The organism is Rhodoferax sp. GW822-FHT04A08 (genome assembly GCF_058801025.1).
The window spans coordinates 21,971-44,347 of the sequence record NZ_JBXAMW010000004.1 but is presented as its reverse complement, the minus strand read 5'-3'; the positions used below and the strand labels follow the sequence as shown (position 1 = coordinate 44,347).

23 protein-coding genes and 1 riboswitch are annotated in these 22,377 nt (G+C 62.1%); of the genes, 12 read left to right on the top strand and 11 right to left on the bottom strand.

Annotation, left to right across the window (positions count from 1 at the left end; genetic code table 11):
* Window positions 1-41: 41 nt before the first annotated feature.
* Window positions 42-1,382, bottom strand: a complete 1,341-nt coding sequence (locus AC1RMF_RS09860) for an AmpG family muropeptide MFS transporter (RefSeq protein ID WP_493141317.1) — start codon at window positions 1,380-1,382, stop codon at window positions 42-44.
* 61 nt (window positions 1,383-1,443) lie between these two features.
* On the opposite strand from AC1RMF_RS09860, the gene AC1RMF_RS09855 reads away from it, so the two are divergent.
* Window positions 1,444-2,301, top strand: a complete 858-nt coding sequence (locus AC1RMF_RS09855; RefSeq protein ID WP_493141316.1) for a M48 family metallopeptidase — start codon at window positions 1,444-1,446, stop codon at window positions 2,299-2,301.
* Window positions 2,302-2,337: 36 nt separating this feature from the next.
* Here AC1RMF_RS09855 and AC1RMF_RS09850 read toward each other — a convergent pair whose 3' ends face one another.
* On the bottom strand, window positions 2,338-3,594 hold the full coding sequence (locus AC1RMF_RS09850) for a dicarboxylate/amino acid:cation symporter (RefSeq protein WP_446737985.1): 1,257 nt from the start codon (window positions 3,592-3,594) through the stop codon (window positions 2,338-2,340).
* Between the two features lie 169 nt (window positions 3,595-3,763).
* On the opposite strand from AC1RMF_RS09850, the gene AC1RMF_RS09845 reads away from it, so the two are divergent.
* A complete protein-coding gene (locus AC1RMF_RS09845) occupies window positions 3,764-4,258 on the top strand; it encodes a hypothetical protein (RefSeq protein WP_342619713.1) in 495 nt (164 codons plus the stop codon).
* A gap of 27 nt (window positions 4,259-4,285) precedes the next feature.
* Here the strand turns inward: AC1RMF_RS09845 and AC1RMF_RS09840 are convergent, their stop codons facing one another.
* The 8 genes from AC1RMF_RS09840 to AC1RMF_RS09805 form a co-directional block, all read right to left on the bottom strand.
* On the bottom strand, window positions 4,286-4,978 hold the full coding sequence (locus AC1RMF_RS09840) for an anti-sigma factor family protein (protein WP_493141315.1): 693 nt from the start codon (window positions 4,976-4,978) through the stop codon (window positions 4,286-4,288).
* Window positions 4,975-5,490: a sigma-70 family RNA polymerase sigma factor gene (locus tag AC1RMF_RS09835; RefSeq protein ID WP_493141314.1), complete on the bottom strand. Its 516-nt coding sequence runs from the start codon at window positions 5,488-5,490 to the stop codon at window positions 4,975-4,977. The genes AC1RMF_RS09840 and AC1RMF_RS09835 overlap by 4 nt, the downstream gene beginning before the upstream one ends.
* Window positions 5,491-5,509: 19 nt before the next feature.
* Window positions 5,510-5,908 (bottom strand): COG4315 family predicted lipoprotein, encoded by a 399-nt coding sequence (locus tag AC1RMF_RS09830; RefSeq protein WP_493141313.1) that lies wholly within the window; start codon window positions 5,906-5,908, stop codon window positions 5,510-5,512.
* 130 nt (window positions 5,909-6,038) lie between these two features.
* Entirely contained in the window at window positions 6,039-6,407 is a 369-nt protein-coding gene (locus tag AC1RMF_RS09825) for an Hpt domain-containing protein (RefSeq protein WP_493141312.1), read from the bottom strand.
* Window positions 6,408-6,418: 11 nt separating this feature from the next.
* Complete coding sequence (locus AC1RMF_RS09820) at window positions 6,419-6,829, bottom strand: response regulator (protein ID WP_493141311.1); 411 nt, start codon at window positions 6,827-6,829, stop codon at window positions 6,419-6,421.
* Between the two features lie 7 nt (window positions 6,830-6,836).
* Window positions 6,837-7,238, bottom strand: a complete 402-nt coding sequence (locus AC1RMF_RS09815; RefSeq protein WP_493141310.1) for a response regulator — start codon at window positions 7,236-7,238, stop codon at window positions 6,837-6,839.
* The gene (locus tag AC1RMF_RS09810) at window positions 7,235-8,521 is read right to left on the bottom strand and encodes an HDOD domain-containing protein (RefSeq protein WP_342619707.1); all 1,287 of its coding nucleotides are present in this window, start codon (window positions 8,519-8,521) and stop codon (window positions 7,235-7,237) included. The genes AC1RMF_RS09815 and AC1RMF_RS09810 overlap by 4 nt, the downstream gene beginning before the upstream one ends.
* The gene (locus tag AC1RMF_RS09805; RefSeq protein ID WP_493141309.1) at window positions 8,518-10,143 is read right to left on the bottom strand and encodes an EAL domain-containing protein; all 1,626 of its coding nucleotides are present in this window, start codon (window positions 10,141-10,143) and stop codon (window positions 8,518-8,520) included. The genes AC1RMF_RS09810 and AC1RMF_RS09805 overlap by 4 nt, the downstream gene beginning before the upstream one ends.
* A gap of 369 nt (window positions 10,144-10,512) precedes the next feature.
* On the opposite strand from AC1RMF_RS09805, the gene AC1RMF_RS09800 reads away from it, so the two are divergent.
* From AC1RMF_RS09800 to AC1RMF_RS09755, 10 genes are all read left to right on the top strand, one after another.
* Window positions 10,513-12,663 (top strand): HDOD domain-containing protein, encoded by a 2,151-nt coding sequence (locus tag AC1RMF_RS09800; RefSeq protein ID WP_342619705.1) that lies wholly within the window; start codon window positions 10,513-10,515, stop codon window positions 12,661-12,663.
* A 61-nt stretch (window positions 12,664-12,724) separates the two neighbouring features.
* The gene (locus AC1RMF_RS09795; RefSeq protein WP_342621042.1) at window positions 12,725-14,893 is read left to right on the top strand and encodes a putative bifunctional diguanylate cyclase/phosphodiesterase; all 2,169 of its coding nucleotides are present in this window, start codon (window positions 12,725-12,727) and stop codon (window positions 14,891-14,893) included.
* 21 nt (window positions 14,894-14,914) lie between these two features.
* A riboswitch (TPP riboswitch) is annotated at window positions 14,915-15,024 on the top strand.
* A 75-nt stretch (window positions 15,025-15,099) separates the two neighbouring features.
* Window positions 15,100-17,019, top strand: a complete 1,920-nt coding sequence (gene thiC / locus AC1RMF_RS09790; protein ID WP_493141308.1) for a phosphomethylpyrimidine synthase ThiC — start codon at window positions 15,100-15,102, stop codon at window positions 17,017-17,019.
* An 11-nt stretch (window positions 17,020-17,030) separates the two neighbouring features.
* Window positions 17,031-18,101 carry a glycine oxidase ThiO gene (gene thiO, locus AC1RMF_RS09785; protein ID WP_493141307.1) on the top strand — a complete coding sequence of 357 codons (1,071 nt, stop codon included), beginning with the start codon at window positions 17,031-17,033 and terminating at the stop codon, window positions 18,099-18,101.
* Window positions 18,098-18,307 (top strand): sulfur carrier protein ThiS, encoded by a 210-nt coding sequence (gene thiS, locus AC1RMF_RS09780; RefSeq protein ID WP_493141306.1) that lies wholly within the window; start codon window positions 18,098-18,100, stop codon window positions 18,305-18,307. Before thiO ends, thiS begins: the two co-directional genes overlap by 4 nt.
* A 1-nt stretch (window position 18,308) precedes the next feature.
* On the top strand, window positions 18,309-19,136 hold the full coding sequence (locus tag AC1RMF_RS09775) for a thiazole synthase (protein ID WP_493141305.1): 828 nt from the start codon (window positions 18,309-18,311) through the stop codon (window positions 19,134-19,136).
* A gap of 8 nt (window positions 19,137-19,144) precedes the next feature.
* Window positions 19,145-19,822, top strand: a complete 678-nt coding sequence (locus AC1RMF_RS09770; RefSeq protein ID WP_493141304.1) for a thiamine phosphate synthase — start codon at window positions 19,145-19,147, stop codon at window positions 19,820-19,822.
* Window positions 19,823-19,929: 107 nt separating this feature from the next.
* On the top strand, window positions 19,930-20,520 hold the full coding sequence (locus tag AC1RMF_RS09765) for an NAD(P)H-dependent oxidoreductase (RefSeq protein ID WP_493141303.1): 591 nt from the start codon (window positions 19,930-19,932) through the stop codon (window positions 20,518-20,520).
* Between the two features lie 104 nt (window positions 20,521-20,624).
* Window positions 20,625-21,038, top strand: a complete 414-nt coding sequence (locus tag AC1RMF_RS09760) for an ester cyclase (protein ID WP_493141302.1) — start codon at window positions 20,625-20,627, stop codon at window positions 21,036-21,038.
* A 95-nt stretch (window positions 21,039-21,133) separates the two neighbouring features.
* Window positions 21,134-21,544, top strand: a complete 411-nt coding sequence (locus AC1RMF_RS09755) for a MarR family winged helix-turn-helix transcriptional regulator (protein WP_342619697.1) — start codon at window positions 21,134-21,136, stop codon at window positions 21,542-21,544.
* A 46-nt stretch (window positions 21,545-21,590) separates the two neighbouring features.
* Here the strand turns inward: AC1RMF_RS09755 and AC1RMF_RS09750 are convergent, their stop codons facing one another.
* A complete protein-coding gene (locus tag AC1RMF_RS09750; protein ID WP_493141301.1) occupies window positions 21,591-22,376 on the bottom strand; it encodes an exodeoxyribonuclease III in 786 nt (261 codons plus the stop codon).
* Window position 22,377: the final 1 nt, after the last annotated feature.

The following is a 22,377-nucleotide window of genomic DNA, read 5'->3' as shown; positions in this document are numbered from 1 at the left end:
TTGCTGCGCTTGAAGTGGGGGTAAAGATAGGTAAACAGCAGCTACTGCATTTCCTGCGTCGCAATGCGCGAGGCCAGCCAGACCAGCAGCAGCACCGGCGCACCCAGAAACGCGGTCGCGGTGAAGAAGCTGGCGTAGCCGAAGTGGTCCACATAGACGCCCGAATACCCCGCCACAAACTTGGGCAACAACAGCATCATGGAGCTGAACAGCGCATACTGGGTGGCCGAGTAGTTCACATTGGTCAGCGACGACAGGTAGGCGATGAAAGCGGAAGAGGCGATGCCCCCGGCCAGGTTGTCGGCGGAGATGACGAAGATGAGCTTGGTCACATCATGGCCCTGGCCTGCCAGCCAGGAGAACAGCAGGTTGCTGCCCGCGCTCAGGATGGCGCCCAGCATCAGCACCCGCATCACGCCCATGCGCAGCGCCATGGCGCCCCCTACAAACGCACCGACCAGCGTCATGACCACGCCGTAGATCTTGGTGACCGCTGCCACCTCGTCCTTGGTGTAGCCCATGTCCACGTAGAACGGGTTGGCCATGATGCCCATGACCACATCGCTGATGCGGTAGGTGGCGATCAGCCCCAGGATGAGGATGGCCTGCCAGCGGTAGCGCCGTACAAACTCGGCAAACGGGTCCAGCAGCGCACCGCGCAGCCATTCGGCGGCATTGCGGCTGGGAGGGATCTCACGCTGCAGCGGCTCCTTGGAAAACAGCACGGTCAACACGCCGGGCAGCATGCTGGCCGCCATCACCAGATAGGCGGTCTGCCAGGCGCCGTACTGGTAGACCTCTGCATTCGCCACCTCCGAGCGGGCCGCAAGCCACAGCGCGCCGGCTCCGGCCCAGATCATGGCCAGCCGGTAGCCGGTCTGGTAGGTGGCCGAGAGCGCGGCTTGGTGCTGCATGTCGGCGGACTCGATGCGAAAGGCATCCAGTGCAATGTCCTGCGTGGCCGATCCAAACGCCACCGCAATGGCGCACCACACCATGGGTGCCAGGGCCAGTTTGGGATCGGTGAAGGCCATGCTGATGAGCCCGCCCACGATGAGGGACTGCGCCAGCAGCAGCCAGCTGCGCCTGCGCCCCATCAGCCGGGTCAGCAGCGGAATTGGCAAACGGTCCACCAGGGGTGACCACACCCACTTGAAGCCGTAGGCCAGGCCCACCCAGCTCAGGAAACCGATGGTGCTGCGGTCCACACCGGCTTCACGCAGCCAGAAGCTCAGCGTGCCAAACACCAGCAGCAGCGGCAGCCCCGCGGAAAAACCCAGCGACAGCATGCGCAGGGAGGCGGGTTCCAGGTAGACCTTGAGGGTTTGAGCCCAGGTGGGCTTGGGTGCTGCGGGAGGTGCGCCGTGCGTGGATGGGGTCATGGGGGAATAATACTTGCTGGCCTCTTGTGCAGCCGGGCACAGCGCCCCACTTCTAGGATTTATGAAAAGAGTTGTTTCAAAGTACTTGTTGCCATTGCGTGTCGCGCCGCTGGTGCTGACGTGTGCCTTCCTCGTGCAGCCGCTGGCTTCCCATGCGTTGGACGGGGAGGGCATCAACGTCGGCAAGAACTCCGTCTTTACCAATCTGGTGCCGGCAGAAACCGTGGAGCGCTCTGCCGCCAAGCAATATGCATTGATGCTGCAGCAGGCTTCGTCCAAGAATGCGCTGGGGCCGGCCGACAATGCGCAGGTCAAGCGTCTGCGCAGCATTGCCCAGCGGCTGATCCCCTATGCCATACCCTGGAACGACCGTGCACGCCAATGGCAATGGGAGGTGAACCTGATTGGCTCCACCCAGATCAACGCGTTCTGCATGCCGGGCGGCAAGATTGCGTTCTACAGCGGCATCCTCAAGAAACTGCAGCTTACCGATGACGAAGTGGCCATGGTCATGGGCCACGAAATAGCCCACGCCCTGCGCGAGCATGCGCGTGAGCGCATGGGCAAGAACGCCGCCACCGGCATGGGAGCCAACATCATTTCGCAGGTGTTCGGCTTTGGCCAACTAGGCCAGACCGTGACCAACTACGGCGCGCAACTATTGACGCTGGAATTCAGCCGTTCCGATGAATCCGAGGCCGACCTGGTGGGCATGGAGCTGGCGGCGCGCGCCGGCTTTGATCCGCGCGCCGGCGTCACCCTGTGGCAGAAGATGACGGCGTCCAACCAGGGTGCGCCACCGCAGTGGCTCTCCACCCACCCGTCCGGTCAGACCCGCATTGCCGATATCGAGGCCAATCTGCCCAAGGTCATGCCGCTGTATGAGCGCGCCAAAAAAACAGCCGGTACCGCGCAATAGGCGCGTTACCGGCTGTTGTTCGGTCTGAAAGTCTGATCAGGACTTCAGTGCCTTGTTCATGGCGTCCCTATCCAGCTCGTTTTCCCAATGGGATACCACCACCGTGGCCACGCCATTGCCAATGAAATTGGTCAGGGCGCGCGCCTCGGACATGAAGCGGTCAATGCCCAGGATCAGTGCCAGACCGGCCACCGGGATGGTGGGCACTACTGCCAAGGTGGCCGCCAGGGTGATGAAGCCCGCACCGGTCACGCCGGAGGCGCCCTTGGAAGTCAGCATGGCCACGCCCAGCATGGTGAGCTGCTGCGTCAGCGTCAGATCGATGTTGAGCGCCTGGGCCACGAACAGCGCCGCCATGGTCAGGTAGATGTTGGTACCGTCCAGGTTGAAGGAGTAGCCCGAAGGCACCACCAGACCGACTACCGACTTCGAACAGCCCAGGTTTTCCAGTTTGCGCATCAACGGCACCAGCGCCGACTCCGAAGACGAAGTGCCCAGCACCGTGAGCAGTTCGTCCTTGATGTAGACGATGAAGCGGAAGATGTTGAAGCCCACCAGCAGACCGATAGCACCCAGCACCACGATCACGAACAGGGCACAGGTCAGGTAGAAGCTGCCCATCAGCTTGGCCAGCGGCGCCAGCGCGCCAACACCGTACTTGCCGATGGTGAAGGCCATGGCGCCACCAGCGCCCAGGGGGGCCAGCTTCATGATGGCGTTCATCATGGCAAAGAAGATGTGCGAAGCCTCTTCAATGAAGACGTGTACCGCCTTCTGTGCCTTGCCCATGTGAACCAGGGCATAGCCAAACAGCACCGACACCAGCAGCACCTGCAGCAGGTCACCGGAGCCGGTAAAGGCATCGGTAAAGGTCTTGGGAATGATGTGCAGCACAAAGTCGACCGTGCTTTGCTCGTTGGCAGCCTTGGCGTAGTTGGCCACCGCCTTGGCATCCAGCGTGGCAGGGTCCACGTTGAAGCCGGCGCCGGGGCGCAAGAAATTCATCACGATCAGGCCGATGGCCAGGGCGAAGGTGGACACCACTTCAAAGTACAGCAGCGCCTTGCCGCCTACGCGCCCGACCTTCTTCATGTCACCCGCGCCGGCAATGCCCAGCACCACCGTGCAGAAGATCACGGGGCTGATCAGCATTTTGACCAGGGAAATGAAGCCATCCCCCAACGGCTTGAGCTTGACGGCATCTGTGGGGCTCAGGTAGCCGTAGGTGCCGCCCAGGATGATCGCGATCAGAACCCAGAAATACAGATGACTGGTTAGACGTTTCAATTCCATGCTCCTTGTTGTAAGAATGTGCGCGCATTCTGTGCCCATGCGGGTTGCGCCACAAGTGTGGAAAACCACATCGCGCAGGGCGTTGGCGAACGGATGCCACTGCGCATTTGGCGATGGTTGCGGGATTCCTCCTAAGATAGCGGCCATACCAACCGGAGACTTTTGTCCTATGAACCCCAAAACCATGAAACACAGCGCCAGCATCTGGGACGGAGAGGTGGGCCACTCCCGCTGCATCGACGTGGTGCATTGGGAAGGTGACATCACCCCCGAACAATTGGCCAACGTTGCCACCCAGATCTCCACCGACTGGCAGATGGTGGACCTGCAGCTGGACCCCGCCCACCCCCTGCATGGCAACGCCTTCCACCTGCGCAAGATGGATGACGACGAATACGAAGAAGTCGAGTACCAGAAGCGCAAGGCAGCTTTTGAAGCCCGCCACGCTGGCAAGCGCGTCTGGGTGCACGGCTACCACTTTGAAGAGGACGTGGAGGCGGGTACCAGCGAGCCGTTCTTCTACGACACCATGTTCAGCACGCTGTTCATCACCCTGGCCGATATTGAAGCCCTGTGCGACAAGCACTATGGCGAAGGCGTCTGGGACGAATACAGCCTGTACCTGGATGACAAGCTTCCCACGCCGTTGGCGATTGACTTCTAGGTAAAGGGTCGTTCCGGGGGAGCGGCTTCAGTTGTTGATCTGGTTGTACACGCTGGTGGCCAGCGCCATCAGCGTGGCCCTGTCCACCTGGCCTGAGAGGGCGTAGCCAAAGCCTTGTTCGGCCCAGTAGAAGCTGGGGACCGAGCCATCCGTTTCGAAGCGGAACTGGGTGGCGTCGGTGTCCGCCTTGTTGGCCGACTTCTCCAGTGCACCCATGTAGAGAGTCAGGCGCCGCCCCTGGCCATCCTGGAACATGAACTGGGCCCGCGCTCCCGCATCGCCGGGCAGCAGGCGCCCGCCCACCAGTTCAAACCCCTGCGCATCCAATTGCGGGATCTTCAGCGGCTTGCCCAGGCGCTTGGACAGCCATTGCACCAAGTGGGCCTGCTCGGCGGCAGCCACCTCCACCGGATGGCGCTTCTCTGGCAGGTAGACGCTGTAGGCAAAGCTGGCCTGGCGCACAAACTCACGCTCCACGGCACTGCGGGACATCTGCAGGGCGTTTTGCTGCACATAGCCATGCGCAAACCAGCCCAACCCGGCCGCCATCACAAAACCGGCAGCCGTGTGCAGCCAGCGGCGCTCGCGCGCCACCCGGTCCTGCAACTCTGCCAACGCGTTGCCGGCTGTCTGCAAGGTTTGCGGCACCGGTTCATCCAGCACCTCTTGATGCAGATTGCGCAGAGACGCGTCCAGCGTGTCCGGTTGCATTGCAGTCATTTCAATCGCCTCAAAGGTGTGGCCGCGGCGCCATCGGCAGGCTCGCTCATGAGCTCACGCATACGGTCCCGGGCGCGGGACAGCCGTGACATGACGGTGCCCAGAGGTACGCCGGTGACCTTGGCCACTTCCGCATAGGACATGTCTTCCACCGTCACCAGCAGCAGTACCGCGCGTTGGTCCACCGGCAAGCGCAACAGGCAACGCTGCAGATCCAGCTGCAAATCCGTCATGGGTGCAGGAGCGTGCAGTTCGTGGCTGACCTCGTCGATGTCAGAGACCAGATGGGGTGCTGCACGGCGCTGCACCTGGCGCACTTCGCTGATATAGAGGTTGTGCATGACGGTGAACAGCCAGGCTCTCAGGTTGGTTCCGGCCAGCCACAGGCGCCAGCGGGAGCAGGCACGCTCCAGCGTGTCCTGCACCAGATCATCCGCCGCCCACACGTCACCGGTCAGCGAGCGCGCATAGCGCCGCATGGCCGGAATGTGTTCGAGCAGGGAAGAGCGCATGCAGCAGCTTCAGTATGTCTTATGGTTTTGCAACCTGCCACACCTTGTTGAAGCCGTCACCGGTCTTGTCGCCGGGCTTGCTGTCTTTGGCCCAGTAATACAGGGGCTTGCCTTTCCAGGCCCATTGCTTGCTGCCATCGTCGCGGGTGATGATGGAGTAGTCGCCCTTGGCTGCATCCGAGTCTGCGGCCATCAACGGCGGCCAGTTGTTGGCACAGGGGCCGTTGCATACTGACTTGCCAGAGCCAGCGGCATCCTTGTCAAAGGTATAGAGCGTCATGCCGTTGGGGCCGGTCAGTACGCCGTCTGCCACCATGGCAGGTGCCTTGCCCATGGTGGCGCAGGCGCCCAGCAGGGCAGTAGCCAATACCAGTGTCAGAGCCACTTTGCGGGGCAATGGGGAAAAATGCAGGTTCATGGGAGTCTCCGGTCAAGGTTCGCATCAAGGTGTGCGCACTGGATAAACGCTGCGGGAGCCCGCTTTATTCCATGCCCGTCAAAAAAAGTTGATGTCGTTCTGTCGCGCGCCTTTGGTCATCCGCCCCATGCTACAGCTGCGCCCTGATCAGCGTTGCAACCGTTTCAAACCCGGAAAGAACTGCCTGCGCCAACGCGGTACAGCCTGCGCCATTGGCTGCGCGCCCTTCGCGTTCCAGCGCTTCGCACAGTGCGCCCAAACGCATGGCGCCCACTGCGCGTGATGACGATTTCAGCCGGTGTGAATGCTCGGAGGCCGATTGCCAGTCCCCATGCGCAACACTAGTCGCAATGGCGCTGGCGGTTGCGGGTGCACTCTCCAGGTATTTGCCCAGCAAGCGCTTGTGGATGGTGGGGTTGTCGCCAACTGCCCGCGCAAGGGCGCCTGCGTCCCAGAGTGGCAGCAGTTCCAGTTCATTGTCCAGTGCGCGCAGGGGCATGGCAATTGGCTTCAGAGCTTGGCAATCAGGGCGGCAAGGGTATCGCGTTCCAGCGGCTTGGGGAGTGTGCCCAGCAGGGTGAAGCGATGCAGTTTGGCAACCAGGGCCGCGCCGCGCATAACGTCCTCCGACTGACCCGATACGATCACCAGTGCACCGGAGTAGTCCAACTGCGTCAGGCTTTGCATGAACTGAAAGCCATCCATGCCGGGCATCTGGAGGTCGATCAGGGTGAGCTGGAAATGCCCCGGTTGTTCGGCCAGCCGTTGCAGGGCCTCATCGCCACTGGTGACGCCGGCCACGGCGCCAAAGCCCAGGCTGCGCAACAGCTCTGCGCTCAGATCCAGCTGAAAAGAGTCATCGTCAACGACCAGCACGTTGATGGAGCGGCGTTCCAGTTCCGGGGAAGTGGTCTTGACCATGGTGGAGTCAGCCTGCCGGATTCAGGCCCAGTGCGTTGGCCCACTGGACGTGGGCCACCGGCTTGACGAAGGCGCCGGTCACCTCCAGGCCGCTGGTACTGGCAATCTGGCGGGCCATGTCGAGCATGTCGATGTTGACTCCGCTGACGATAATGACCGCGCCCTTGAACTGCATGCGCGCGAGTTGCTCCAGGAATTCAAGCCCATCCATATTGGGCATGTAGATGTCGCAGACCAGTGCATCGGGCAGGACCTTGGCAGAGCGCAGCAGGCGCAGGGCGGCAACGCCGTCGTCCGCACAGGTGATCGTCATGCTTCCCCATGCGCCCAAGGATTCGCGCACCAGTTCCTGTGCGAACGGGTCATCGTCCACCACCAGAACTTCCAGGGTCCTTTGCGTCGTGTTCATGCAGGGAAGTAAGGGCGCATGAATTCGCGCAGCTTCTTGATGCCCTCCATCTCTGCGGGCTTGAGTACCACGTCGGTGTCCCAGTCGCAATACAGCAGGCCCGAGACCCTGCTGTTGGCAATGGGCAGGATGACGAACTTGGTCACCGTGGGCAACAACGCGCGAAAACCCTCCGGCAAGGACGCGTCCTTGAGCTTGGAGACGTCCGCTATCGAGACATCCATCTGGTTCTTGATGGAGGCATGAAAAGCCGTGGGCATGAATTCCGCGGATATGCGCAGGCGGCTCTTGAGCTCATCAATGCCCTTGCCATAGGCGCAACGCACCCGCATTTCGCCGGAGCGCGTGATCATGAATAGCAGGCAGTGCGCCGTATGCAGCACCTCGCTGATGCCGGGCAGCAGGGTGTTGGCCAGCTCTTCCAGGCTCGCCTTGTGTTCCTTTTGCAGGTCTTTGAGCAGCGTGTCCAGCCGTGACTCGTTGGACGCGACCACTCGCGCGGGTCGCGTCTGGCGTATGTGTTCGGCCTGACTGCTGACGATGGCGCCCAGGCGGGATTTGTCGACGCCCGGCAGGTCCAGGTCGTTCAGCAATGCATGCGCCGCCTCGACCTTCCCTTCAGAAATGAGCGCGGACGCGGAGCTTGAAAACCGGGCGATGCCCACCAGCGTGGGGTCGCCGCTGCCATCGATGGTGGCGCGCAGGGTCTGGGGCAAATTCCAGCGTGCGGCCAGCTCCACTCCTAGATCCTGAAAGGAAACACCCAGCACAGCCAGCGCAGCTGCATCGGGGGTCTTGCCTGCCGCGACCTGGCGCGCAATTGCAGCGGTTTCGACCGGCAGGTATCGGCTGGTCATCAGACGGCCGATCTCGTACATGAGGGTGGCGATCGAGGCGTCCTCAGCCCGGTCAACGCAGGCATTGCGAGCCAGCTCCGAGGCCATCAGGGTCTGGGACAGGTGCTCATCCTTGCGCAGTTCCTCTTCGGACACCAGATCGGCGCCCAGGGCCAGATGCAGCACCGCCTCGGAACCCAGGACGTCCACAGCCGAGCTGACGGAGGCCGAGCCGCCCGAGAAGGGCGCATACATGGAGGAGTTGGCCAGCTTCAGCACCTTCTGGGTCAGCGCAAAGTCCTCGATGATGTGGTCCACCACCCGCTGCTTGCCGTCCTCGCTGCTGTCCAGTGCACCCAACACCGACGCGACTGAGCGCTCCGTCGCCGGAACTCCTTTGGACGAATCCATGGCCTGGAGGATTTTGTCCAGTACGCTGGAGCTCATGCGACAGCCGCCTGGGGTTGTAGCAATCGACTCAATGCTTCCGCCGATTGAGGTCTGCCGGTGAGGTAACCCTGGACCAGGTTGCAACCGGCAGCCTTGAGGAAGGCAAACTGGGCATTGGTTTCCACACCTTCGGCCACCACCTTGAGGTCAATGCTGTGCGCCAGGTTGATCATGGCGGTAATCAGCTTGCGATCCGATATGGCCTCGCTGCCGTCTTCACCCATGGCGGTGACAAAAGCCTTGTCGATCTTGATGCTGGACACCGGCAGACGGGTCAGGTACGACAGACTGGAGAAGCCGGTACCGAAGTCGTCAATCGAGAAGCGGATACCGTGTTCGCGCAACCGGGCCAGCGCCCTCTCGGTCTTCTGCTGGCTGCTCATCAAAGTGGATTCCGTGATCTCCAGAACGAGTCTGGAGGGATCTATGCCGGACTCCCGTATCACTTCCAGCACTTGCTCGTCAAAGTTGTCGCTGCCGAACTGCACGGGCGAAACATTGACCGACATGACAAAGTCCGGATCCAGGGCGTGGAACTTCTTGAGCTGGTAGCAGGAATAGCGCAAGGCCCATTTGCCCAGAAAAGGCATCAGGCCCGAATCTTCCACGATGGGGATGAACTGGTCCGGATTGACGCGTCCCAGATCGCGGTTGACCCAGCGCATCAGCGCTTCGGCACCAACCAGATTGTTCTGCATGTCGTACTGTGGCTGGTACTCCATGTAGAACTCGCCTTCCTGAATGCCGTTGTGGATGGCGGCCCGGATGGAGAAGTCCACATTGGCCTCAGTCGCGGCAAACACGGTGACACGGTTCTTGCCCGCGTTCTTGGAGAAATACATGGCCGTGTCGGCATTCTTGAGCAGGGTGGAGTAGTCCTCACCATGCAGCGGGTACTCCGCCACGCCGATGCTCACGCCCAGATAGGCATTGTGCGGCGCAGTGTCATAGGGACGGGCTACGGCCAGCAGCACGTTCTTGAGTGCCAGCTTGGCGGCCTCCGCGTTTTTGCCCCCGTACAGCAGCACGAATTCGTCACCACCCAGGCGCGCCATCATGTCACCCGGCCCAATGAGCTTGACCAGACGTTTGGTGGTTTCCACCAGCACGGCGTCGCCCATGGCGTGGCCATAGGTGTCGTTGACTTTCTTGAAGCCGTCCAGATCCAGCAGGGCGATGGAGAACGGTCCCTTGCCTTCCTGTATGTACTCGTCCACTGTCTTCTTCAGGAAGGCGCGGTTGGGCAAGCCGGTGAGCTCGTCATTTTCGGCAGCCCGACGTAGCGCGAAGTCTTCGGTCTTCCAGCGTGAAATATCGAATATGCAGAAAACGTGCTGACCCACGCCCGACAGTGGATAGCAGCGCAGGTTGATCCAGCACTCCGCACCACCCTTGAGAATGCGCAGGTCGCGCGAGAAGGTTTCAGCTGTCCCGGCCAGCGCCTGACGGAAGCCCGCGACGTCTTCCGGGTGTACAACCTCTGCAAAATTCTTGGGTATCTGCGCGCCAGGAATTTGGGTAAACCAGCGCTGGCCCGGCTCCGACACGAACAGGATATCGAGCTTGCCGTCTACCCGCAGCACGGCATCCAGGACCCGATCCAAGGTGGGGGAGCTCATGGTGGATTAGTTGAATGGAAGGGCATGGAAACAAGAATTAGAGATTTCGCCTGCCAATGCTCACATTCATCCTCCAACAATTGCTATTAATCTGGAGAATACCATTCACTAACGCGTTTCAGCAAACCGCCCCAGGTCGGTCCCGCCATGGGCGCAGCATGACGCTGTCGAGGTGGTTGTGTCCATGACCGTGCCAATATCGCAGCCGTGTAAAGTCGGCGCCAACTGCTCAGGCAAGGTTGCGCGAGTGTGGTCTGTACGACACACTACCCTGTCTGGTGAGGGTCTGTTTCGATTGAACCGCCTGCAAGGCTCGTGGTACCCTTATGAGTACCCAATATAAAACAGTTGGCTCTAATATCGTCACATATGATCCAGTCTGATCAGGACATTCGCAACCGGTTGCTGGTTGCGAAGCTGCCTGCGATGCCACAAATCTTGCTCAAGTTGCTTGGGTTGTGCCAAGCAGACGGAGCGGGCATGGCTGAAATGGCCAAGCTGGTGGCCAACGATCCGGGCATGACGGTCAAGGTACTCAACGTGGCCAACAGCGCAGCCTACAACCGGGGTGGACAGAAAGTGGGCCTGATGCAGGCCCTTTCCACTTTGGGCTCGGACATGATCAAAACCCTGGTCATCAGCGAGTCGGTGCTGCAGACATTCAACAGCTTTCCGTATTCCGCCAACAGTGACCTGCGCGTCTTCTGGAAGCATGCCTTGACCACGGCCGTCATTGCGCGCGAGCTGGCCCGGGCCATGGACTATGCGCATGGTGAGGAAGCCTATCTCGCCGGCCTGCTGCACGATGTTGGTCGCATGGCGTTGCTGGCAGCCGCGCCCGACGACTACACCAGCATCTTCTACTCGCCCGACAACGAGACGCTGTGCGCCCTGGAGCAGCGTAGCCTACAGATTTCCCATGTGGAGGCCGGAGCCTGGCTGATCGAGCGCTGGAATCTGGACTCCTACATGGCCGATGCGGTGCTCTACCACCATGAGCCGGCCAGCCGGGTCGAGGGTGCGCACCCGCTGATCCGCATTGTTCATCTGGCCCATGCGCTGGCTTCGCACGACGCAGCGCTGCCGCTGGCCGAAGATGCCGGCTACCTGTGCAAGATTTCCGGCGAGAACCTGCTGGCGATCACGCAGGGAGCCGCCGGGCAGGTGGAAAAGGCAGCAGCCTATCTGGGCATTGATCTGTCGGGTCTGGAGGCCTGGACGCCACCGCAGACCTTGGGTGCTCCGGCGGCCAACCCGATCCAGCAGCGCATGAACGAGGAAATTCAGCACATGGCGCTGGCCGCCGAGGTGGGGCAATCGCTGGCGCGGCAAAAGGATGACAACCAGCTCCTCAAGGTCATCCGCCAGAACGCCCAAATCCTGTACGACCTGGACAACACCATCATTCTGCTGATGAGCGGCAACGCCCAGTCACTGGTCGGCGTGTCCGTGGCGGACCATTTGCAGCGGTTGTCCGAGTTTTCCGTGATGCTGTCGGCTGGTGGCGGCATCGCGCAGTGCGCCTTGCAGAACCGGGTGGCTTTCCTGAGCCGCAAGGATGGTTTGCTCAATCTGAACGAAGAGCAGCTCCTGCGCACCTTTGATGCGGATGGCCTGGTATGCATTCCCCTGACCAGTGGCGCGCGTTGCCTGGGCGTGCTGGTGGGTGGTGTTCCCGCTCGCCTCATGCCCGATCTGAAGCGGCGCGAGCGCTTTCTGCAGGCCTTTGGTGTGCAGGCCGCTACGGCGCTCAATGTGGTCAACAGCGATCGCAGCGAGATCGACCGCCGTATCACTGCCATCAAGGAAGAGCATCGGGAAAGCGCAAGGCGCGTGCTGCACGAAGTCAACAATCCGCTGTCCATCATCAAGAACTACCTCGGTGTGCTGGATGACAAACTCACACGGCATGAACCCGTGGAAGGCGAGCTCAGCGTATTGAATGAAGAAATCGACCGTGTCGGCAACATCATGAATGAGTTTGTCGGTGCGGCCCCCGTGGTCGCGCCCGGCAAGGTCAATCTCAATCACGTCGTGGGCAATGTGGTGCGCCTGTTTCGCGAGAGCAAGTTCCTGCCCCCGTCGGTGGAAATCCTCTCGCAATTGTCGGAGCGCGACTGCGAGATCGAAGGCCCGGCCGACACGATCAAGCAGATCCTGGTCAACCTGATCAAGAATGCTGTCGAGGCCATGCCCAAGGGCGGTCGTATCGAGATCGCGCTCGGTGGCCCGGTGCAGCGGGATGGCCGCCCCTACTACACGCTGTGCGTGAAGGACAACGGTCCCGGCATTCCGCCCCAACTGCGTAGCCGGCTGTTTTCTCCCGTGCAGAGCACCAAGGCTGGCACGAATCGCGGCATTGGTCTGAGTATTGTGCATGGTCTGGTCAAGAAGCTGGGCGGCAGAATCGAATGCCAGAGCAGTGCCATGGGCACCGCGTTCGAGATGGAATTGCCCGTGCCCGTGACGGCCTCCGCTCGCAGCGGCGCCGGCATGCCTTTCCTGCAAGATCGTGTTTGATACCCACGCTTCGGCTGGAAAGGGCGCATCGGTCGATGCCGCGTTTCTACAGTCCTCCCAATTGCTCAACTCTCCGGTAGGCGAATACCAGCCACGCGTATTGCTGGTGGATGATGAACCCCGCGTGCTGGCCAGTCTGCTGGAGCTGCTCAACGGCAGGGGCTACCACATCACAACTGCGGGCGGCGGACGGGAGGCCATAGAGCACTTGAGCAGGACGCCGTTTGATCTGGTGGTGCTGGACCTGCACATGCCGGAAGTGAGCGGGCATGATGTCATGGACTTCATCAGCGTGCGCAATCTGGACGCCCAGGTCGTGGTGACCAGCGGTGCCACCGAAATTGAAGCGGCCATCGGAGCCATACGCCAGGGCGCCTACGGCTATCTGCGCAAGCCGTATCCGAGGGAAGAGCTCTACAAGACCGTGGGCAATGCCCTGCAGCAGCGGCGCCTGGAGTCGGAAAACCAGCGCATCGCGCAGCAGCTCAAGCGCTCGGAGCGCATGTACCGCTATCTGGTGGATAGCTCGCCAGACATCATTTACACCCTGGGTCCGGACGGCTGCTTCACCTTCATCAATGACCGCGTACAACAACTGTTGGGCTACCGGCGCGAAGAGCTGATTGGTCAGCATTACTCCACCGTGGTGTATGAGGGCGATATGGAGCGCGCCAACTATGTGTTCAACGAAGGGCGCACCGCGTTTTCGCAATCGCGCAGCGTGGAACTGCGGCTCAAGCCTTTGCGCGCGGAAAACGAGCCACGCACCTTCAGCATCGTCATGGTGATGATTCAGCCGGGCACGGACAGTGACTCGGTGAAGCTGGATGCGCGCCACAAGACCGAAGGCGGCACCTACTGCGTGGCGCGTGACGTCACCGAGCGCAAGCGCGCCGACGAACAGATTGCCTATCAGGCCTATCACGACATCCTGACCGAGCTGCCCAATCGCGCGCTGTTCAAAGACCGCCTTGGCCTGGCATTGCTGCAGGCCAAGCGCAACGAGACCAATCTGGCGGTGATGTTCATTGATCTGGACCGCTTCAAGGTGGTGAACGACACGCTGGGCCATGGCGCAGGCGATGCCCTGCTGCAGCAGGTGGCCACGCGGCTCAAGGCCTGTCTGCGCCGCTGCGACACGCTCTCGCGCCTGGGAGGTGACGAATTCACCGCCGTGCTGCCAGAGCTGAGCGACCGCCAGGACGCCGCGCTGATCGCGGGCAAGTTTGTGGACTGTCTGCGCCAGCCGTTTCAGGTGGCTGGTCAGCCCGTGCACGTGTCGGCCAGCATTGGTGTTGCCCTGTACCCCTACGACGGTTCGCAGCAGGAGGAACTGGTGCGCAATGCCGACATCGCCATGTACCACATGAAGTCGCAGGGCAAGAACGGCTACGCGTTCTTCCATGCCAGCCTGCTCGAAACCTCGTACCAGAAGATCGTGCTAGAGCATGACCTGCACATGGCCCTGGAGCGCGGCGAGCTGGAAATGTTCTACCAGCCGCAAGTGGACATCAGCACCCAGAAGATCATCGGCGCCGAGGCGTTGATGCGCTGGAACCATCCCGCGCGCGGCTTCATGGGAGCCGGCGAATTCCTGCCGTTTGCCGAAGAGAGCGGCCTGATCCTGCCTATCAGTGACTGGATGCTGGAGGCCATTTGCCGTGACTTCCTGGAGTGGACGGCACTTGGGGGCGACTCCATGCGCCTGTCGCTCAACATCTCTCCGCAGTACCTGGACCGGGGTGACTTCTTCGAGAAGCTCAAGAACGCGCTGGTGCGCCACCAAATCCCGCCCGGGCAGATCGAGGTCGAGGTGACCGAGAACATCTGCATCCGCAATCCGCAAAATGCCATCGATCAGCTCGACAAGCTCTGCCAACTGGGCGTGAGCGTGGCGATCGACGACTTCGGGACGGGCTATTCATCGCTGTCGTATCTGCACCGCTTCCCTATCCATACCATCAAGATCGATCGCTCCTTTGTCATGGAAATCCAGGACTCGGGTGCCCAGTTCCCGGTGGTGCTGGCCATTGTGGCCATCGCGCAGGGCCTGGGCCTGAACCTGGTATCGGAAGGGGTGGAAACGGCCGTGCAGGCCAAGTACCTCGCCGACGCGGGCTGCAGGATCATGCAGGGCTTTCTCTACCATCAGCCCATGGCGCAGGGCAAGTTGGTGGAGCTGCTTTCGGCGCAAGCGTCGGGTGGCGCAGAGCTGCACACACTCAACTGAATCCAATTTCGCATACACTGGCCGGGCTTGTCGGGGCGCCGTAGACGAAAGTCGAGGCTGAGACCACTTTGGTGGAACCCGCTGAACCTGATCGGGGTCATTCCCGCGTAGGGAACAACGCATATTGGCACCGGTCCCACCTGGCAATTCCCAGGGCACAACCCGGCCGCCCAGGCAGGCTCCATTCTTTACAACCGGAGACCGCCTTGACCCAAACATCGAACACCGTAGATACCGCGGGCCTTGCCAGCCGCATCACCCGCACGCCTTTCCCGGGCTCTTCCCGCATCCATATCCAGGGTTCGCGCCCGGACATCCGCGTGCCGTTTCGCGAAGTCACGCTCAGCGACACGCTGGTGCACACTGGCAGCGGTGAGCCGCGGCGCGAGCCCAATCCGGCCCTGCGGCTGTATGACTCTTCCGGCATTTACACCGATCCTTCGGTGCCCGTGGATATCACCCGCGGTCTGGCACCCTTGCGTGCCTCCTGGATCGCCGAGCGTGGCGACACCGAAGCGCTGCCGGGTATCAGCAGTGCCTACGGACGCCAGCGCCTGCAGGATCCGCGTCTACAGGCCTTGCGCATGGCCCACACCCCGGTACCGCGCCGCGCCAAGGCGGGCGCCAACGTGTCCCAGATGCACTATGCGAAGAAGGGCATCATCACGCCGGAGATGGAATACATCGCCATCCGCGAAAACCTGGTGCGCGCACAACTCCAGGAGCGCTTGGCCACCGAGCGTCTGCCCAAACCGGGCCAGGCCTTTGGTGCGTTGATGGCGCAGCAGGTCACGCCTGAGTTCGTGCGCGACGAAGTAGCTCGCGGCCGCGCCGTGATCCCCTCCAACATCAACCACCCCGAGAGCGAACCGATGATCATCGGCCGCAACTTTCTGGTGAAGGTGAATGCCAACATCGGCAATTCGGCGGTCACCTCGTCCATTGAGGAAGAAGTGGACAAGCTGGTCTGGTCCATCCGCTGGGGCGCCGACACGGTGATGGACCTCTCCACTGGCGACAACATCCACGAGACGCGTGAATGGATTCTGCGCAACTCACCCGTGCCCATCGGCACCGTGCCGATCTACCAGGCCTTGGAAAAGGTACATGGCCGCGCTGAAGACCTGAGCTGGGAACTGTTCCGCGATACGCTCATCGAGCAGGCCGAGCAGGGCGTGGACTATTTCACCATCCATGCCGGCGTGCGCCTAGCCTATGTGCCGCTCACCGCCAACCGCCTCACCGGCATCGTCTCGCGCGGCGGCTCCATCATGGCCAAGTGGTGCCTGTCGCACCACCGCGAGAGCTTTCTGTACGAGCACTTCGAAGACATCTGCGACATCATGAAGGCCTACGACGTGTGTTTCTCGCTTGGCGACGGCCTGCGTCCGGGCTCGATCGCCGACGCCAATGACGAAGCACAGTTCGCCGAACTGCACACCCTGGGCGAACTCACGCAGATTGCCTGGAAGCACGACGTGCAGGTGATGATTGAAGGGCCGGGTCACGTGCCGCTGCAACTGGTCAAGGAAAACGTGGACAAGCAACTGGAGGCCTGCTTCGAGGCGCCCTTCTACACCCTGGGCCCGCTGATCACGGACGTGTCGCCGGGCTACGACCACATCTCCTCAGCCATGGGTGCTGCCAACATTGGCTGGTACGGCACGGCCATGCTGTGCTACGTCACGCCCAAGGAGCACCTGGGCCTGCCCAACCGCGATGACGTCAAGCAGGGCCTGATCGCCTACAAGATTGCCGCCCACGCGGCTGACCTAGCCAAGGGATTCCCCGGCGCGCAGATGTGGGACAACGCCGTCTCCAAGGCGCGCTTCGAGTTCCGCTGGGAAGACCAGTTCCGCCTGGCGATCGACCCGGACACGGCCATGGCCTACCACGACGAAACGTTGCCCAAAGAGAACGCCAAGGTGGCGCATTTCTGCTCCATGTGCGGTCCCAAGTTCTGCTCCATGAAGATCTCGCAGGAAGTGCGTGACTTCGCGCGGCTGAACCCCGCCAGCACCACCTTGCAGGGCGCAGCGGGCGTGATCCCCATCCAGCAAGTCAGCTCGGCCTTGGACGAAAAGGCCCAGGAGTTCCGCCAGGCCGGCAGCGAAATCTATCTCTGAGGGGCGCGCGCATGAAGCCTTTGCACATAGGCATTGCGGGCGCCGGTCTGGCTGGCCGCATGCTGGCCTGGCGGCTGCTGCGTGCCGGCCATCGCGTCACGCTGCTGGACAGCCGCAGGCGTGACGCGCTGGACACGGCATCGATGGCGGCTGCAGCCATGCTCTCGCCGCTGGCCGAGCTGGCCGTCTCCGACGCCGTGGTGTTCGCCATGGGGCAGCGCTCCATGCAGCTATGGCCGCAGTGGGTGGATGCGTTGCACGCGGATCACCCGGATGCGCCACCGGTGTACTACCGCAAGCAGGGCACGCTGGTGGTGGCCCACGCACCCGATCAGAGTTCCCTGCAGCACTTCACCCGGCTGCTGCAGCACAAGCTGCCGCCCGCGTTTGCCACGCAGGTGCAAAAGCTGGACGCCCCAGCCATCGCCCAACTGGAGCCCGCTCTGGCCGGGCGCTTTGCCAACGGCCTGCATCTGCTGGGTGAGGGGCAACTCTCCAACGAGCAGTGGATGGCGGCGCTGGCCGGTGTGCTGGACCGACTGGGCGCCGTCTGGCACGAAGGCATGCCGGTTGATAGTCTGGAGGCGCAGCGCATGGTGGCGAGCAACGGTCTGGAGGTGACCGTGGACATCTGCGTGGATGCACGCGGCGTGGGCAGCAAGTCGGCGCTGCCGAAGTTGCGCGGTGTGCGTGGCGAGGTGCTGCGCGTGGAATGCAAAGGCGTGCAGTTGCAGCGACCCGTGCGGCTCATGCACCCGCGCTACCAGCTTTATGTGGCGCCGCGCCCGGACCATGCGTTCGTGGTCGGCGCCACCGAGCTGGAGTCCGAAGACACCGGCCCCGTCACCCTGCGCTCCATGCTGGAGCTGGGCAGTGCCTTGTACAGCCTGCACCCGGCCTTTGGTGAGGCGCGGGTGGAACGTCTGTCGGCCGCGCTGCGCCCGGCATTGGACAACGACCAGCCCGCCTGCTTGCAGCGCAATGGTGTCTGGCACATCAACGGCTTGTACCGCCACGGCTACCTGTGCGCACCTGCGCTGGTGGAGTCGATGGTGCAGAAAATTACGGAGCAACAACCATGAACGAACGCGAAATTTTCATCAACGGAGCGGTGCTGCAAACGCAGGCGCCTACCTTGCAGGCGCTGCTGCTGGAGCGCGGCTTTGCCATGGACGCGGCCTTTGCCTGCGCCATCAACAACACCTTTGTGCCACGCGGGCTGTGGCCGCAGCAGCCGCTGCAAAGTGGCGACCGCGTGGACGTGGTGGCACCGATTACCGGAGGCTGATATGCAGGATATCCCCCAGGACAAGCACAGCGTCGCCGCGACAGAAGACACGTGGCAAGTGGCTCGCACCACCCTGTCCAGCCGCCTGCTGCTGGGCACGGCGCATTACCCCTCACTGCAGGTGCTATCCGATGCGGTGCGCTCCAGCGGCACCCAGGTACTGACCGTGGGCTTGCGTCGCCTGCAACCCGAGACCGGCGGTGGCAACCACTTCTGGCAGCGTGTGCAGGCTATGGGTTGCCAGGTGCTGCCCAACACCGCGGGCTGCCACAGTGCCAACGAGGCCATCACATTGGCCCACATGGCGCGCGAGATCTTCGGCACGCCCTGGATCAAGCTCGAAGTGATTGGCGACGATTACACCCTGCAGCCCGATCTGCTGGCCACGCTGGATGCGGCCACGCAGCTGGTGCGTGACGGCTTTTCCGTGTTCGCCTACACCACCGATGACCTGGTCATGGCGCAGCGCCTGCATGGTGCCGGTTGCGCCGCGGTGATGCCCTGGGCCGCCCCCATAGGCAGCGGCCGCGGCCCCATGAACCCGTATGCGCTGGAGACCTTGCGCCGGCGCCTGCCCGACGCGGTGCTGGTGGTCGATGCGGGGCTGGGCCGCCCGTCACACGCGGCTACCGTGATGGAGTTCGGCTTTGATGCCGTGCTGCTCAACACCGCCGTAGCCCAGGCTGGCGACCCGGTGCGCATGGCGCGCGCATTTGCCAGCGCCGTGTCAGCCGGACGCGATGCCTACCAGGCCACACCCATGCCCGAGCGCAGCGCCGCACAGGCATCCACCCCCACCGTTGGCATGCCGTTCTGGCATGCGCAGTAAAGGACCGTATGCCAGCACAAGCTACCTCTGCCTCCTTCGTACCCCTGAGCGGGCCTTTGGGTTTTTATCCGGTGATGCCAGACGCAAGCTGGGTGGAGCGCCTGTTGCACTGGGGCGTGCGCACCGTGCAACTGCGGTTCAAGCCCGCTTCGGGCGACGATGCCGCAGTGCGAGAGCAGGTGCGTGCTGCCGTGGCCGCAGGTCACGCCGTGCCCGGTGCGCAGGTCTTCATCAATGACCATTGGCGGCACGCCATCGCGCTGGGCGCCTACGGCGTCCATCTGGGACAGGAAGACTGGGCCGCGCTGAGCGATGCCGAGCGCGATGCCTTACGCAGTTCGGGCATGCGTCTGGGATTGAGCACCCATACGCCCGCCGAGCTTGCTTTGGCCAAGACTGCACGCCCTTCGTATTTGGCCATCGGGCCGGTGTTTCCCACCACATTGAAGGTCATGCCGTATGAGCCTGTGGGGCTGGAACGCCTCCAGGAGTGGGCTCGCCTGGCTGCGCCTTATCCGGTGGTGGCCATTGGCGGCATCACGCTGGAATGCATGGCCGATGTGCGCAACTGCGGTGTGGATGGCGTGGCCGTGGTGAGCGCCGTCACCCAGGCGGTGGACCCGCGGATTGCGTCCCAGCAGGGGTTGCGGGTGTTCGAAAAGGGCCCGACCACGGGGAACCCATAGCGGCCCTTTTTCCTCACGCGCTGACTTTCATCAAGGCAGGGCACGCCGACAGGGCGCAGGATCAGGGATGCGGTTGAGCCAGCATTTTCTGTTCACGCGGGGGCCTTATGACAGCGAAAAACATTCTCCTTATCCAGGGTCATCCGGATGGCTCTGCCATCCACCTGGGCCATCACCTGGAAGAGGCCTACGCACAGGGCGCGCAGTCCGCGGGTCATGCGGTGCGCAGGCTGGCCGTGGCCCAGCTCGACTTTCCCCTGCTGCACAGCCAGAACGATTGGCAGAACGGAGCCCTGCCACAAGGTCTGGTGCAGGCGCAGAAGGACATTGCCTGGGCCGAGCACATCGTCTTCTTTTTTCCGCTGTGGCTGGGCGACATGCCGGCACTGCTCAAGGGATTTCTGGAGCAGGTGGCACGCCCCGACTTTGCCTTCAAGAGGGATGGCAAAGACCTGTTCCAGCACAAGGCCCTCACTGGGAAGTCCGCCCGCGTGGTGGTCACCATGGGCATGCCAGCACTGCTGTACCGCTGGTACTTTCGCGCCCACAGCGTGAAGTCACTGGAGCGCAACATTCTGGGCTTTGTGGGCATCTCGCCGGTTCACAAGACGCTGATCGGCTTGGTCGATGCGCTGGGTGAAGCCGGGGTACAGAAATGGCAGGTACATCTCACCAGACTGGGCGCACAGGCCAGCTAGGACCGGACAGTGGGGATTCATAATTTCGTTCCATTTATGCAGTATTACTGTATATTATGCGCAAGTGCGCAGAGGTGCACACGACCCATACACCGAGAGAGCCTATGGAAGCAGAAGCACGCAAGAACGTCGTACGGCGATTCAACAAGGAAGTCATTGAAGAAGGTCGTCGAGCGTCCTTCCTGGAGCTGATGGACGAATCCTTCGTCAACCGCTCCGCACCTGACGGGGCACCCAACGGGCCCGAGAGCATATGGAACACCTTCGAGAAAGTGCTGCGCCCGGCACTGGGCGGACTGAAGGTTGAAATCCATGAACAGCTCTGTGATGGCGACAGGGTGGTCACCCGCAAGTGCATCAGTGGCACCCACACGGGCAGCCTCATGGGCTTGGCTGCGACGGACATGCCCGTGGTCATCGACGTGATTGATATCGTGCGTGTGCATGGCGGTCGGTATGTCGAACATTGGGGCATCAACACGCTAACGGCGGTTCTATCCCAGCTGCGGGCTGGCTGAAGCAGGTCTTGCAAATCGGAATCTAGCAAGACAGGAAGGGCGCCTAAGTGACCAGACGAAGTACGGCAGTGAGAGCGTCAACCGAGGCGGAGGCCTTGGCGGACGAACTGCGTGAAGTCATTGGCCGCTTTGTCAGGTCGGTGAGAACCCAGGCGGGCACTCCGTCAGACGCACACGGGGAAACGCTGGCCTACCTGGAGCGCGCTGGCCCCGTGAGTATTGCAGTACTTGCCGACGCCCGGGGCGTGAAACACCAAAGCATGCGGTTGGTGACGACGCGTTTGGAGGCAGAGGGACTGATTGAACTCCTGCCCGATCCCAAGGATAAGCGGGGCTATCGCATCCACGTCACGCAAGCCGGTCTGCGGGAAACAGCAACTGACCGCACGGCAAGGGCGCAGTGGATCGCAAAAGCTCTGGCGGAAGCCTTGGACGAGGACGAGCGGGATATCCTGCGCCAGGCAGTTCCCGTTTTGAAAAAATTGGTCGATCTCGCCCAGGGCTAACCCTGGGCGCCGGGCAGCCGGCTGTGCCGGCTCGACCACGAAGCCGCTACCAGGCGTAGCCTACGGTGATGGGTGCGTGGTCGGAGAAGCGCTGGTCTTTGTAGATGGCAACTTCGCGCGCGCCGGCGGCCAGAGTGGGTGTTGCCAGGTGGTAGTCCAGACGCCAGCCCACGTTCTTGGCATAAGCCTCGCCACGGTTGCTCCACCAGGTGTAGCAAGCGTCGGTGGCGGTGGGCTCCAGGGTGCGGTAGACGTCGACCATGCCGCCCTCGGTGAGCAGCTTGGTCATCCAGGCGCGTTCTTCGGGCAGAAAGCCGGAGTTTTTCTTGTTGCCCTTGTAGTTCTTCAGATCGATTTCCTGGTGCGCGATGTTGATGTCGCCGCAAAGGATGTAGTCGCGCTCGGCCTTGAGCGCCATCATGTGCGGGTAGAACTCGTCCAGAAAGCGGAACTTGGCTTGCTGCCGTTCTTCACCGGACGAGCCGCTGGGAAAGTAGGCGCTGATGATGGAGTGCTTGCGCTGCAGCGTGTCAAAGCGCAGCTCCACGTAGCGGCCCTCGGGGTCGAACTCCGGCGAGTTGTAGCCCACCACCACGTCGCTGGGCTCCAGCTTGGTGTAGATGCCCACGCCCGAGTAGCCTTTTTTCTCGGCCAGATGGAAGTAGCCGCGCAGTCCGGCAAGCTCTTCGAAGCGGTCGGCCAGATCGGGCGCCTGGGCTTTGACCTCCTGCACGCAAATACAATCCGGTGCGGCCTGCGCAAGCCAGGCTTCCAGACCTTTGCTGGTGGCGGAGCGGATGCCGTTGAGGTTCAGGCTGGTTAACTTAAACAAG